The organism is Kaistia soli DSM 19436 (assembly GCF_900129325.1).
In the GTDB taxonomy this organism is placed as follows: Bacteria; Pseudomonadota; Alphaproteobacteria; order Rhizobiales; family Kaistiaceae; genus Kaistia; species Kaistia soli.
Genome location: NZ_FQUP01000005.1, coordinates 139,985 through 154,261, shown reverse-complemented (window position 1 = coordinate 154,261; position 14,277 = coordinate 139,985). Strand labels below are relative to the sequence as shown.

General features: G+C 64.9%; 11 protein-coding genes. 1 reads left to right on the top strand and 10 read right to left on the bottom strand.

Annotated elements, in window-relative coordinates:
* Position 1: 1 nt before the first annotated feature.
* The 4 genes from BUB39_RS20280 to BUB39_RS20265 form a co-directional block, all read right to left on the bottom strand.
* The gene (locus tag BUB39_RS20280) at positions 2 to 481 is read right to left on the bottom strand and encodes an NUDIX hydrolase (protein WP_073057408.1); all 480 of its coding nucleotides are present in this window, start codon (positions 479 to 481) and stop codon (positions 2 to 4) included.
* 83 nt (positions 482 to 564) lie between these two features.
* The gene (locus tag BUB39_RS20275; RefSeq protein WP_073057405.1) at positions 565 to 3,795 is read right to left on the bottom strand and encodes an efflux RND transporter permease subunit; all 3,231 of its coding nucleotides are present in this window, start codon (positions 3,793 to 3,795) and stop codon (positions 565 to 567) included.
* Positions 3,792 to 4,805: an efflux RND transporter periplasmic adaptor subunit gene (locus tag BUB39_RS20270; RefSeq protein WP_084527754.1), complete on the bottom strand. Its 1,014-nt coding sequence runs from the start codon at positions 4,803 to 4,805 to the stop codon at positions 3,792 to 3,794. Before BUB39_RS20270 ends, BUB39_RS20275 begins: the two co-directional genes overlap by 4 nt.
* Before the next feature lie 53 nt (positions 4,806 to 4,858).
* The gene (locus BUB39_RS20265; protein WP_073057402.1) at positions 4,859 to 5,062 is read right to left on the bottom strand and encodes a YgaP family membrane protein; all 204 of its coding nucleotides are present in this window, start codon (positions 5,060 to 5,062) and stop codon (positions 4,859 to 4,861) included.
* 135 nt (positions 5,063 to 5,197) lie between these two features.
* Between BUB39_RS20265 and BUB39_RS20260 the strand changes: the two genes are divergently transcribed.
* Positions 5,198 to 5,467 carry an ArsR/SmtB family transcription factor gene (locus BUB39_RS20260; protein WP_244540320.1) on the top strand — a complete coding sequence of 90 codons (270 nt, stop codon included), beginning with the start codon at positions 5,198 to 5,200 and terminating at the stop codon, positions 5,465 to 5,467.
* Between the two features lie 9 nt (positions 5,468 to 5,476).
* Here BUB39_RS20260 and BUB39_RS20255 read toward each other — a convergent pair whose 3' ends face one another.
* The 6 genes from BUB39_RS20255 to BUB39_RS20230 all read right to left on the bottom strand — a co-directional run bounded on the left by BUB39_RS20255 (position 5,477) and on the right by BUB39_RS20230 (position 14,261).
* A complete protein-coding gene (locus BUB39_RS20255) occupies positions 5,477 to 6,469 on the bottom strand; it encodes an ABC transporter permease (RefSeq protein WP_073057399.1) in 993 nt (330 codons plus the stop codon).
* Complete coding sequence (locus tag BUB39_RS20250; RefSeq protein ID WP_073057396.1) at positions 6,469 to 7,992, bottom strand: sugar ABC transporter ATP-binding protein; 1,524 nt, start codon at positions 7,990 to 7,992, stop codon at positions 6,469 to 6,471. The genes BUB39_RS20255 and BUB39_RS20250 overlap by 1 nt, the downstream gene beginning before the upstream one ends.
* 205 nt (positions 7,993 to 8,197) lie before the next feature.
* Entirely contained in the window at positions 8,198 to 9,184 is a 987-nt protein-coding gene (locus BUB39_RS20245; RefSeq protein WP_073057393.1) for a sugar ABC transporter substrate-binding protein, read from the bottom strand.
* A gap of 103 nt (positions 9,185 to 9,287) precedes the next feature.
* Positions 9,288 to 10,520: a metal-dependent hydrolase family protein gene (locus BUB39_RS20240; protein WP_073057390.1), complete on the bottom strand. Its 1,233-nt coding sequence runs from the start codon at positions 10,518 to 10,520 to the stop codon at positions 9,288 to 9,290.
* Positions 10,517 to 12,187 carry a hydantoinase B/oxoprolinase family protein gene (locus BUB39_RS20235; RefSeq protein WP_073057387.1) on the bottom strand — a complete coding sequence of 557 codons (1,671 nt, stop codon included), beginning with the start codon at positions 12,185 to 12,187 and terminating at the stop codon, positions 10,517 to 10,519. Before BUB39_RS20235 ends, BUB39_RS20240 begins: the two co-directional genes overlap by 4 nt.
* 4 nt (positions 12,188 to 12,191) lie before the next feature.
* Positions 12,192 to 14,261: a hydantoinase/oxoprolinase family protein gene (locus BUB39_RS20230; RefSeq protein ID WP_073057384.1), complete on the bottom strand. Its 2,070-nt coding sequence runs from the start codon at positions 14,259 to 14,261 to the stop codon at positions 12,192 to 12,194.
* Positions 14,262 to 14,277: the final 16 nt, after the last annotated feature.

The following is a 14,277-nucleotide window of genomic DNA, read 5'->3' as shown; positions in this document are numbered from 1 at the left end:
GCTACGGAGGATCGAGCGCAACCTCCAGCCGATCGAGCAGTTCGGCCTGACCAGCATTGATCTTCGTCCGCGCCGTCGGCAGATCGAACCACGCCGCGCGATCGACCTCGGGGAAGCTCTGCATCCGCCCGCTCTTGGGAGGCCATTCCATCTCAAAGAGGTTGCTGGCGAAACGCGACAGGTCGAAATCGCCCTCCATGGCAAAGCCATGCACCAGCTTGCCGGCCTTTTGGCGCACATGGCCAAGCGGAATGAGTCGGCCCGTCGGTATGACGCCGATTTCCTCGGCAAACTCCCGCCGCGCCGCAAAATCGGGTGCCTCTCCCGGCTCGCATTCGCCTTTTGGAATCGACCAGGCGCCAGCGTCGCGCTTCTGCCAGAATGGCCCACCCGGATGCACGAGCAGCACCTCAATCGCCGGCGGGCGCCCGCGATACATGAGGATGCCGGCGCTTTCGGGCTTGCCGGTGCGCGCCTTCATTGCGCGCCCTCGCCGATCGCCCCGCCATCCAGCCTCATCGAAATCCGCCCTCCCGTACCCGCCGCGCCGCGGGTAACCGGAATCTAGGGCTTCGTGGGTCTCACGCCAACCGCGCCTCGTTTCTCGCCGCGCAAAGCGACATAGATGGCCGGGATGACGAGCACCGTCAGCGCGGTCGAGGATGCGAGGCCGAAGAGCAGCGAGATCGCAAGACCCTGGAAGATCGGGTCGGTCAGGATCACCGCTGCGCCTATCATTGCCGCGATCGCCGTCAGAAGGATCGGCTTGAAGCGGATCGATCCCGCCTCCAGCAACACGTCGATAAGTGGCCGCCCAGGCGTTCGGGCATGGCGGATGAAATCGACCAGCAGGATCGAGTTGCGCACGATGATGCCGGCAAGCGCAATGAAGCCGATCATCGAGGTCGCCGAGAAGGGCGCGCCGAACAGCCAGTGGCCGATCATGATGCCGATCAGCGTCAGCGGGATCGGCGTCAAGATGACCAGCGGCAGGCGGAATGAGCCGAACTGCGCCACGACGAGAATATAGATGCCGAGGATCGCGACGCCGAAAGCGGCGCCCATGTCGCGGAACGTCACCCAGGTGACTTCCCACTCGCCGTCCCATAGGAGGGTCGGCTTTGTCTCGTCGTCAGGCTGGCCATGCAGCGCGATGGTTGGCTTCGGCACACTGCCCCAATCCGCCTTGTCGATGGCATCGCTGACCGCGATCATGCCGTAGACGGGCGCTTCGAAAGTGCCGGCGAGATCGGCAGTGACCGTCTCGGCCGCGCGGCCATTGTGGCGGAAGATCGGGTAGGACGCCGGTTCGCGGCTCACACTGACGACGTCGCCGAGCTCAACGACGCCCCTCCCGCCTGGCAATGCATCCGCCGGGACGGGCGTTGCCAGCGCGCGGGCGTCGACGACCCCCTCTTCCTTTGGCAGCGCGATGCGGATCGGGATCGGCTGCCGCCCCTCGCCGCGATGCGAATAGCCGACCGTCTTGCCGGCATAGAGCGCATTGATGGCGTCATAAACATCGCCCTGCTCGACACGGTAGTATTCGAGATTGTCCTGATCGATAGCGAGACGCACGCGCTCGGCCGGGACGCCATAGCTGTCGTCGACATCGACGATATAGGGAACGCTCGAAAAGGCCTCGCGAACCTTGCCGGCGACGGCGCGCCGCGTAGCGGCGTCGGGGCCATAAATCTCAGCGAGCAGCGTCGCAAGGACCGGCGGTCCGGGGGGCGGCTCGACGACTTTGACGGCCGTCCCCTGCGGCAGGTCGAGCCCCTTGAGCCGGTCGCGGATTGCGAGCGCAACCGCATGGCTCGTGCGCTCCCGGTCGCCCTTCGGCGTCAGATTGATGGCGACATCGCCCTGCTGCGGCCCGGAACGCAGATAATAGTGGCGGACCAAGCCGTTGAAATTAAAGGGTGCGCCCGTGCCGGCATAGGTCTCGAACGAAACGATCTCCGGAACATCCTTGAGTCGGTCGACGATCGCCTGCAGCGCGCGGTTGGTATCCTCGACCGACGAGCCTTTGCTGAGGTCGACGACGACCTGCAGCTCGGCCTTGTTGTCGAAGGGCAGCAGCTTGACGGTCACATGCTGCGTATAGATCAGCCCCATCGACGCGATGGTGGCAACCCCGACCAAGATCAGGAACAGCCAGGCGCGGCCGCGCGAGGCAAGGATCGGGCGTGCGACGGCGCGGTAGATCCGCCCTAGCTGCCCGCCATCCGCGGCTTCGTGCTCGCCATGGCCATGTCCGCTCGCCTTGCCGGCGAAGCGAAGCATCAGCCAGGGCGTCAGGATCACCGCGACGAAGAACGATAACAGCATCGCCGCCGACGCGTTGGCGGGGATCGGGCTCATATAGGGGCCCATCATTCCCGAGACGAAGAGCATCGGCAGCAGCGCGGCCACGACCGTCAGCGTCGCGACGATGGTGGGATTGCCCACCTCGGCCACCGCTTCGATGGCCGCCTGCGCGCGCGGCCGCCCGTCCTTCATCGCCCAATGGCGTGCAATGTTCTCGATCACGACGATGGCGTCGTCGACGAGGATGCCGATCGAGAAGATCAGCGCGAACAGGCTTACGCGGTTGAGCGTGTAGCCCATCAGCCGAGCCGCGAACAGGGTCAGAAGGATCGTAGTCGGGATGACGAGCGCAACGACGGCCGCTTCGCGCCAGCCGATCGCAAGGGCGACGAGAGCGACGATCGAGATCGTCGCGAGGCCGAGATGGAACAGCAGCTCGTTCGCCTTCTCGTTGGCGCTCTCCCCATAGTTACGCGACACGGTCAGCATGAGGTCATCCGGGACGACTGTGCCCCGCACGGCGTCAAGTCGCTTCGTGATGGCATCGGCGATGACGACGGCATTGGTGCCCGGTCGCTTGGCAAGGGCGAGCGAGACGGTCGGCGTCCGAACCAGGCTGTCTCCATCGCGCGTCACGGCGGTGACGAGCGTCTCGTTCGGACTGGTCGCCAGCACGATATTGGCAACATCGCGGACATAGACCGGCCGGCCGTCGCGCGCGGTGATGACGAGATTGTCGATATCGCTGAGCTGCTGCAGCGTCTGCCCGGCCACCAGCGTTCTCTGCTGGCCGTCGTCGCGCACCCGGCCGACCTCGAACGACCGGTTGGCGCCGGAGATCTTCTCCTGAAGCTGCGCCAGCGTCACGCCGTAAAGGGAGAGCTTCTCGCCGTCCGGCTCGACACGGAACTGCTCGCCTTGCTCGCCGACGAGATAGGTCAAGCCGATATCCGGCAGCTTGGCGAGTTCGATCTGCAGTTCGCGCGCGACCCGAGTCAGGCCATCCGCCGTCCATCGTGCCGCGGCCTCCGGCTTCGGGGCGATATTGACGACGACGATCGCGACATCGTCGATGCCACGGCCGACGATCAGCGGCTCGGGAATACCGACTGGGATGCGGTCGAGATTGGCGCGAACCTTCTCATGCACGCGCAGCACGGCCGCATCGGCCGATGTACCAACCGCGAAACGGACCGTGACGAGAACGCCGTCATCTTCCGTCGTCGAATAGACATGCTCGACGCCGTCGATGCTCTTGACGATGGTCTCGAGCGGTTCCGTCACGAGCTTCTCGGCGTCCTCCGCCTTGAGTCCACTGGCCTCGACGCGGATATCGACCATCGGCACACGGATCTGCGGCTCCTCCTCGCGTGGCAGCGTGATGAGAGCGACCATGCCGAGCGCGAAGGCGGCCAGCAGGAAGAGCGGCGTCAAAGGCGACGCGATGAAGGCACGCGTGAGCGAGCCGGCAAGACCGAGTTTCATTGCTTCGCATCCGGAACGGCGACCACATCGCCGGCCTTGAGACCGGTCAGGATTTCGACACGCGCATCGCCGTTCGATGCGAAGTGTTCGCCGAGGATCACGGAAACCACGTCGCCTGACGCGAGGCGCACGGTGTCGAGGCCATGGCGCGTCTCGACCGCAGCCGGCGGTACGGCCAGCGCATTGCGAGTCCCGATCGGAATCGACACCAGCGTCCGTTCGCCGACAAAATAATCGCCGATATCCGAGACCTCGACATCGGCGGTGACGAGACCGTTGGAGATCTCGGGATAGACCTTGGCGATCCTGCCCGGCCTCAGAACCTTCGCCGCGCCACTATCCGTCGTGGAAAGGCCGCGTCCGCCGATCAGGACGCTGGCCCCCTCATGGATCGCGACAGCGTGACGCTCGGGCAGCGAGAGGCGAAGATAGTAGCCGCCGCTGGCGACGCGGGCGATCGTCTCGCCGTCCAACACCACCGAGCCGAGCGTGACCGGAACCGTCAAGACACGTCCCGTAGCGGGCGCAAGGATCGCGCCCTCGTCGTTCTGCTGGCGAGCGACCGCCGCGTCGGCCTGGTCCGCCGCCAGCTGATTGACCGCGACATCATAGTTCGACTGCGCGTCGTCGAGCGCCGCGGGGCTCGTCACGCCCTTGGCGACCAACAGCTTGGCGCGATCAAGGTCGGCTTTCGCTTTGGTAAGCTGCGAATTCGACTGCTGCGCACGCGCCTCGGCTGCCTGGATCTTCAGCGCCAGCTTGTCGTCGACGATCCGGCCGATGACGGCGCCTTCGGTCACCATGCTGCCCTCGGTCACGCCGATGGACGCGATGGTGCCGCCGATCCGCGCACGGGCGGGAACGACCGTCCGGCTCTCGACCTGCCCGAAAACGGCCTTCATCTCGGGGATGGTGACCGGCTTCACCGTGAAATCAGCGGCAAAGGCCACAGGGATGGCGCCGCCGAGCAAAAGCCCGAAGGCGGCAGGAAAGACGGCGCGGCCGAACATGATCGGTGCCTTGTCAAAGAGTGGGAGAAACGGCTTTAGGCTGGTCGATCCGCTCAGCGGAACGCACCCCCCGGCGCAAGCCCGAGCTTGCGGAACACGATTGCGGCTGGACAGAAGCCTGTCATCGAAGCCTGGATCAGATTGAGGCCGACAAAGCCGGTCAGCAGAAACCAGTAGGACGAGACATAAAGTCCGAGCGACAACGAAAACAGCACCATGAAACCGGCGAACATGAGAACGGCACGATCGAGTGTCATGACGGCGAAATCCCCGAATGAGGGACCGGCCCCTGCCCGCCCCTGTCAGGCTTGCAGTTAACATTCAAAAGTTATAAATTCAAGATCATGAATGTATCAGAAATGATCCCTGCATCCGAACGCGCAGCCGAACTGATGCGCAGCCTGTCGCATCCTCAGCGGCTGCTGACCTTGTGCGCGCTCGGAAACGAGGAAAAGACGGTTGCCGAACTGCGGCACGAGCTGGGCATCGAGCAGGTGCCGATGTCGCAGCAATTGATGCGGCTGCGCGCCGACGGGCTCGTCGCCTCACGGCGCGAGGGCACGACGGTCTATTACCGGATCACCACGCCTGAGGTGGTGTCCGTCATCGAAGCGCTGCACGCCGCCTTCTGCCCGGTGCCAAAAGCGCAGGCGGCAGAATAGGCGTGCGCCTCAGCGCCGCTTGCGGCCGGCCGAGAGGGCGACGGCGACCACGATGATGAGGCCGGTGGTCAGGTCCTTGAAGAACGGATTGACGTTCAGGATGTTGAAGCCATTGCCGATGAGCGCCAGCAGCAGCACGCCGGCGATCGATCGCCAGACCGCGCCTTTGCCGCCGTAGATCGACGTCCCGCCCAGGATGACAGCGGCGATGGCATCGAGCTCCATTCCGACGCCCGCCTGCGGCTGGCCCATCGAGATGCGCGACACCGCGATGACGCCGGCAAGACCGGCCGCGAAGCCCGTCAGCCCGAAGGTCGCGATCTTGACGAGATTGGTGCGCACCCCGGAGAGGATCGCCGCCTCCTCGTTGCCGCCCACGGCAAAGACGCGGCGGCCGAAGGTCGTGCGCGTGAGCAGGAAGGTCATCGCGGCGGCGAAGACCAGGAAGACGATCACCGCGACATTGACCATGCCGATCTTGCCGCGGCCGAGAAAGGCGAATTCCGGCATGCGCACCGGGATAAGCGCGCCGCCGGTGATCAGGATCGCGATGCCGCGGAACACCATGCTGCTGGCGAGCGTCGCCAGGAACGAGTGCACGTTGAAGCCGGTGATGATGAGGCCGTTGACGATGCCGAGCAGCAGGCCGACCAGCGGCCCGGCGATGAGCCCGACAGTCGGGTCGACATTGACGGCAAGCCAGGCGGCCGAGACGGATGCGACACCGAAGATCGCGCCTGCCGAGAGATCGAAGCCGCCGCCGATGATGACGAGGGTCAGCGCGCAAGCGATGATCGCCAGCGGCGCGCTCTGGTTCAGGATGTTGAGCAGGTTCAGCGGCGTCAGGAACGAACTCGACTGCGTCGTCAGCCAGCCCATCAGCAGCGCGATGATGATGAGGATGCCGTAGGTCTGCAGGAAGGCGACCACGCGGCGGCTGAACGGAACCTCGGCGATGCGGGAAGCGCGGACGGGCGCGGCGGGTTGAGAGGTTTCGGTCATCAGGCCACTCCGAGGGCAGCGGCATCGGCGGCCCGGTCGACATTGAACAGACGGAAGAGCGCGTCTTCCACGGTCAGGTTGCGGCAGTCCGCCTCGCCGAGGATGCGTCCATCCCGCATCAGATAGCCGCGATGCGACAGGCTGATCACCTCCTCCAGTTCGGACGAGATGAGCAGGACCGCCGCGCCGCCTTTGGCGAGTTCGATCACGAAATCATGGATGCGCCGCCGCGCGCCGATATCGACGCCGCGGCTGGGCTCGTCGAGAATGACCACCTTGGGGGCGCCATAGACCCATTTCGACAGCAGAACCTTCTGCTGGTTGCCGCCGGAATAATAGGCGACGTCACCGTCAATATGTCCCGGCATGATATTGAAATGCTGGATCATTTCGGCCGTGCGCCGGCGTTCCTCCCGCGTGCGCAGAATGCCGAGCCGCGAGACGAGCGGAAGATGCGGCAACGACATGTTCGGCCGCACCGCCTGCACCAGGTCGAGGCCCTGCTTGCGGCGGTCCTCGGGCACGAAGCCGATGCCGCGCCGCACGGATTGGCGTGGACTGCGATCCTCATAGGCTTCACCGGCGATCCGCACAGTCCCTCGCGAGGGATCGGCGCCGAAGATCGCGCGGGCGAGCTCGCTCCGGCCGGAACCGACAAGGCCGATCAGCCCGACGATCTCGCCGGCCCTTACCTCGAGCGAGACATCTTCGAGACCGGACGCCGAGGAGAGATGCGCGACCTCCAGCAGCTTCGGCGCGGACAGAGCCGGCGGCGCGGGCAATGGGGGAAATGCGACGTCGGCAGGTTCGCCAAGCATCGCCTCGATCAGGCTCTGCTTGGTCTCACCAGCGATCTCGCCGGTGCGGACGATGCGTCCATCGCGCATGATCGTGACGCGATCGGCCGTCTCCAGCACATGTTCGAGGAAGTGGGTGACATAGATGACTGTCCGGCCGTCGTCGCGCAGCCAGCGGATAACGCGGTGTAGCTTGTCGGCTTCGTCGGCCGTCAGCGAGGAGGTCGGCTCATCCATGATGATGACCCGCGCATCGCGGGCGATGGCCCGCATGATCTCGACCTTCTGGCGCTCTGCGATCCGCAGGTCGGCGACGACGGTGCTGGCCGAAAGCCCGAAACCGCAGCGTTCGTCCAGCGCCCGGAAACGCGCCTGTTCGGAGCCGGAGAGCACCCCGCCGCGATTGGCCTCGATGCCGAGGAAGACATTCTGGGCCACTGTCAGCTCGGGAACGAGTTGCAGTTCCTGATGGATCATCGCTATGCCGCTTTGAAGCGCGGCGCGGGGCGACCAATGACCGACCGGCTTGCCGAACACGCTCAGCGAGCCGGTATCGAAGGAATAATAGCCGCCGACGATCTTGCCGAGGCTTGACTTGCCGGCGCCGTTCTCGCCGATCAGCGCATGCACTTCGCCCCGCGCGAAAGCGAGCGAGATGCCCGAAAGCACGCGCGCGCTGCCAAAGCTCTTGTCGATGCCTTCGAGGCGGACGGCGTCTTCGGACATGGCGCTTTCCAACATGCGAGGCCGGGCGGGCCCAGCATCGCTCCGGGTTTTCAAGAGCCTGTGAGTTGCCGGCTTAACCCGGCAACTCACAGGCTCGCTTCCCTGGCCAAACGGAGTCTGGACGGCCGGGTTAAGCCCGGCCATGACAACTAGAGAAGGCGGGGCGCAACCATCACGCGGCCTCACACTTCGGCTCAGGCGAAGCTCAGCCCTGCCACTGCGGCTTGTAGTCCGGGTTCTCGTCCAGCACCTTCTTGGTGATGATCGGGGGAACCTTGCCGAGCGCCATCTCGTCGGTGAAGGCAGGCGTGGCCTTGCCTTCGAGCGCGTCGACGACGCCGTTCAGAGCATATTCGCCCTCGCTCACCGGCAGCTGCGCCAGCGTGGCGCTCCAGCGGCCCGCCTTGATGGCGTCGATGGCGATCTGGTTCGCGCCGCCACCCATCAGGAAGAGCTTCGAGGTGTCGATACCGGCGTCCTGGAGGGCAATCTCGGCGCCGACAAGCTGCTGGTCGGCATTCGAAAGGACGACATTGATGTCCTTGTGCGCCTGCAGCACGTCCTGCATGCCGGCCATCGACTTGTCGGGGTCGTAATTGCCTTCGACGGTGGCGACGATCTGGATGTTCTTATGCTCGCCGAGCACCTTCTGGTAGGTCTCGTAGCGCAGGTTATCGAACGGATAGATCTTCTGGCCGATGATGATCGCGACCTTGCAGGGATCCTTCCCGTTGCAATAGTCGACCACTGCGTCGGCCTGCGCCTTGGCGCCGATCGCCGGGTTTGAAGCAACGGTGGTGGTGAGGCCCGGCACCTGCGGTTCCAGCACGTCGAGCTTCGGCCCGATCGGGAACAAAGTCGTCGCGACCTTGATATTCGCCTTGATCGCCTCTTCGACCGCTGCGGCGATACCGACGCTGTCATTCGGGCAGATCACGATGCCCTGAAACTTGCCGCCGGCAATGATGTCTTCGACCTGCGAAAACTGCTTCGTGGCGTCGAACTCACCATTGAAGATTTCGACCTCGACGCCGCGCGCCTTGGCCGCCTTCTGGACGCCCTCCCAGATCGCCTGGTTGAAGCCGTTCTGGCTCGAGGCCGCGAGGAACGCCACCTTGTAGTCTGCGGCATGAGCCGCGGTGGACAGCAGCGCGGCAAGGCCGGCCGCAAGCGCAATTGACTTCAACTTCATGATCTTCTCTCCTCTTCCGGGTTCCGGACTGGACGGCAGGTTTGATTGTTCTTGTTGTTCGATCGGCCGCGACGAGGCGGCCGACCGGGTCTGACGACCGATCTCAGTTGAGTTCGTTCTTGGCAAAGCGGCCGCGCGCCATGATCGCCGGCATCTGTGCGCCGTCGCCGGCGAGGCAGCGGATGTCCGCATAGGGGTCGCCGTCGACGACGAGGAGGTCGGCAAAGGCGCCCGGCGCGATGACACCGACCTCGCCTTCCATCCGGCACAATCTCGCTCCGACCAGCGTCGCCGAGCGTATGATCTCGGCGTTGGGCAGGACGCGCGCGAGGATCTCGAATTCCATCGTGTGGTACTTCTGGAGCTCGCCGAGGAGGTCGGAGCCGAAGGCCATCGGCAGCCCCGCCGCCTGCATGATCGCAAGCGATTCAAGCCCCGCCGATCGAACGGTCTCGATCTTCGCCGCAGCCTCGGGGCCAAGCCCGAACTTCTCGCCTTCCAGCGCCAGCCCCTCATAGGCAACGAGCGTCGGCACGGCGATGCAGCCGGCTTCAGCTGCGATGGCGGCAGTCTCCGGCTGGATCAAGTTGCAATGCTCGAGGGAGAGGACGCCACACTCGACAACGCGGCGGATCGCCTTGTCGGTATACACATGCGCCGAGACATAGGTGCCGGCGTTTTCGGCTTCCTCGACGATGGCGCGGATCTCGTCGCGTGAATATTGCAGCGAGTGGATCGGGTCGGTCGGCGAGGCAACACCGCCATTCGCCATGATCTTGACGAACTTCGCGCCCTTGCGCAGTTCCTCGCGGGCGGCGAGACGCACATTGTCGACGCCGTCGACGATGCGCCCGAGATTGCCGAGCCGCTCTTCCATCATCGACGCTCGATCGTCCAGCCGCGGACGCTGGTCGGCATGGCCGCCGCTCATCGTGAGGCCCTTGCCGCAGATGACCAGCCGTGGCCCCGCGACGAGGCCTTGTTCGACGGCCATGACGAGACCGAGATCGGCGCCGCAGCAATCCCGCACCGTGGTGAAGCCACGCTGCAGGATCGTCTCCAGGATTTTGCCAGCCTTGAGCGCCGTCAGCGAAGATGGCTGCAGCGTATTGGCCGCGCCGTCGACCGTCGTCGACACGACATGCAGGTGGCAGTCGATAAGGCCCGGCATCAACGTTCTGCCAGCGAGGTCGATGCGCGTCGCGGAAGCCGCCTTGATCGGCGTCTCCGAGACTTCGACGATACGGCCACCATCGACCAGCACCTCGAAGCCGTCCATCAGCGCGTCCTGCGAAGGATCGAGCAGGCGGCCGCCGGTGAAGAGAACCGCGCTCATTCCGCCGCCTCCGCATGGTAGCCGTAGATTTCGGCGGCGCGCTCAGCTGTCAGATAGCCATTCTTGAGATCTTCGGCGATGGCGACCGGATCGCGCTTCGTCGGGTCGCCAAAGCCGCCACCATTGCCGGTCACGACCTTCACGACGTCATCCGTGTTGAGCGGAATGTCGGTCCCGAAAGAGTACCGCTCGGGGGCCTTGCCGGGGCGGAGCACCTCGACATAGTTCGGCGTGCCGTCGAGGCCGCCGTCGACGCCCCAGGGCGGCATGCGCGAGCGCGTGTAGCCGATCGAGAGGAAGTTGTTGTCGGCGCGCACGCGGTAATGAACGTTGATGCCCTTGCCGCCGCGCCAGGCGCCCTCGCCGCCCGCCTCGGGGTTCAGTGCCATCTGGTCGACCGCAAGGCCATAGCGGGCCTCGGCGACTTCGGCCGGGCAGTTGAACGTGTCGCCATGGAAGCCGGAGAAGATCGCGCTGTTGCCGTCATGGCCCATCCAGGCGCCCCAGCCGCCGAGCTGCGGCTCGACGATCGTATAGTGGCGGCCGTGATCAGGATGCGGCCCACCGACGACCGTGCCGCAGATCGAGGCGAAATTGCCGGCCGGCACGAGGCCCGGCAAATGCGGCGCGAGACAGCGGAGGATGAGGTCGAACAGGCGGATCTCGACCTCGGAATAATAGCCGAGCGCGCCGGGCTCAACGACATGGAAGATGGTGCCGGGCTTCGTCACGACGCGCAGCGGCTTGAAGAAGCCACCATTGCCGGGCGCCTGTGTATCTGTCACGGCCTTGAAGGCGAGCTGCGCGGAGATCTCGACGCCTTCGCGGCTCGAATTCTTGGAGCCGGATTGTTTCGGATTGTCGGTGAGATCGATGACGAATTCATCGTCCTTGATCTCGACCGTCACCTTGTGGATCGCGCCGTCGTCCTGCTCTTCCGTGAAATGGAAGATGCCCTTCGGCAGCGTCTTCAGCGCGGCGCGCGCGCGGCGCTCGCCAAGCTCCATGAAGTCGGCAAGGGCGGCCTCGAAGGTTTCGGTGCCGTATTTCTCGACGAGTTCGAGAATGCGCCGCTCGCCGATCCGGACGCCGGCGATACCGGCCCAGAGATCGCCGCGCAGATAATCCGGCAGGCGCGAATTCACATAGAGGATGTCGAACACGGCCTCATTCGGCACGCCGGCATTGACGAGCTTCACCGCAGGGATGCGCACGCCTTCCTGGAAGATCGACGTCGCATCCGACGACATCGATCCTGGCACCATGCCGCCGACATCGTTCCAATGCGCGATATTAGCCGTCCAGGCGACGATGCGGCCATCGGAGAAAACGGGCATCGCCAGGATCATGTCGTTGAGATGCGTGACGCCGCCCCAATAGGGATCGTTGGAGGCGAACAGGTCGCCCGGAACGATCGTCTCGGCGGGGTGCTTCTCGAGGATGCGCTTCACCGCCTTGTCGAGCACGCCGACAAAGGCCGGAATGCCCGCGCCGGACGAGGCGATCTCGCCCTTGGCGTCACAGATGCCGGTGCCCATGTCGAGCACCTCATAGATGATGGCGCTCATCGATGTCTTGCGCTGCGCGGCGAACATCTCGTCCGCCACCGCTTCCAGTGCGTTCTGGATGATGTCGAGCGTGACCGGGTCGAAGGTTGTGTCGCTCATCGGTTCAGCCCTTGATCTCGATATGGGTATTGCCGAAATCGTCGATCGAAACGTGGTTGCCGGGATGGACCACGATGGTCGTGCCCGGATCCTCGATCACCGCCGGGCCGTTGAACGCCATGCCCGGCTCCAGCTTCTCGGCATCGTAGATCACCGCCTCATGCACACCCTCGGTCGCGTAGTCGACCATGCGGCGCCCCTTGACGGCGTCTTCGAGCTTCGCACCCGTCTTCGGCAGCGCGACGATCTCGAGCTTGCCGACCTCAGCCGAAGCGATGAGATGCAACCCTACGATCTCGACCGGCGCCTTGAGGCGATAGGTATATTCCCGCTCATAGATGGCGTGGAACTGCTCGACCATCGTGGCGAGCTTCGCGGCATCCACCGGGCCAGGTTCGATCGGCACTTCGACCGAATGTTCCTGGTTCTGGTAGCGGCACTTCACCATCGGGCGGAAGGTGATCTTGTCGGCGGTAACATCTTCCTCGCCGAACTGCGCGGTGGCATGCGCGCAGGCCTCGCGGACCAGCGCGTCGAGCGCGGCCGTGTCGGTCTCGTCCATCAGCCGGGTCATGAAATAGTCGCGACGAAGGTCCGACATCATCATGCCCCAAGCCGAGAACACCGGCGCGCCGCGCGGCACGACGACCTTGCGGACGCCGAGTTCCTGCCCCAGTGCCACGCCATGCATGGCACCGCCGCCGCCGAACACGACGAGCGTGAAGTCGCGCGGATCATGGCCCCGATTGAGGGAAACGAGCTTCAGCGCGTTGACCATGTTGGAATTGGCGATGCGGACGATGCCGCGCGCCGCTTCCTCGATCGAGACGCCCAGCTGCTCTGCAAGCGGCGTCATGGCACTCGTCACCGAAGCCATGTCGGCGATCACCTCGCCGCCACAGAAATAGTCGCGATTGATGCGGCCGAGCACGAGATTGGCGTCGGTCGTCGTCGGCTTGGTACCGCCACGGCCATAGGCCGCCGGTCCCGGCGAGGCGCCGGCAGATTGCGGGCCGACATGCAGCTTGCCGAACTCATCGACACGGGCGATCGATCCGCCGCCATTGCCGATCTCGACCAGATCGACCACTGGAACCATGATCGGATAGCCGGCCGACTTGCGGCTGCGCTCGATCCAGTAGTCGGTCTTGATGCGGACCTGGCCGTCCTCGATCAGCGAGCATTTCGCCGTGGTGCCGCCGATGTCGAGCGCCAGCACATTCGGCTCGCCGATGATGCGGCCGAGCTCCGCCGCCCCCCAGAAGCCCGAGGCCGGCCCGGACTCGACCATGGTGATCGGGATCGCCTTGGTGGACCGCAGCGAGTCGACGCCGCAATTCGACTGCATGATGTAGAGGCGGCCGCTGTAGTCCGCCGAGGCGAGGCCTTCCTCGATCCGGCTCAGATAGCGCTCCGCCACCGGCTGGACATAGGCCGAGAGGACCGCCGTGTTGGTCCGCTCATATTCGCGCCATTCGCGCGTGATCTGGTGCGAGGCAACGACCGAGACCTCCGGCCAGAGCCGGCGGATCTCCGCGGCGACGGCCAGCTCGTGCACGGGATTGGCATAGGAGTGCAGCAGGCAGACGGCGATCGCCTCGACGCCTTCGGCGCGGAATCCCTTCAGAATTTCCGGCAGGGCGGACAGATCGAGCGGGATCTTTTCCTCGCCGCGATAGCTGATGCGGCCCGGCACCTCGCGGCGCAGAAAGCGCGGCACGAACGGGGTCGGCTTCTCATACATGAGGTTGAAGAAGTCGGGCCGGTTGCCGCGCGCGATCTCCAGAACATCGCGGAAGCCCTCGGTCGTGATCAGCGCCGTCCTGGCGCCCTTGCGCTCGGTCAGCGCATTGATGACCACGGTGGTCCCATGGGCGAAGAAGTCGACCGAGGCGATGTCGACATCGCCCTTCTTCAGCACGTTGAGCACGCCGGCCTCGAAATTCGGCGGCGTCGTGTCGGATTTCGCGGTGCGGATCGTCTGCTTGCCGGTCGCTTTGTCGGTCTCGAAATAGACGAGATCGGTGAACGTGCCGCCGACATCGGTCGCTACGCGGAGGGTGGTCTCTGCCATGCTCGTGCTTCCGTTG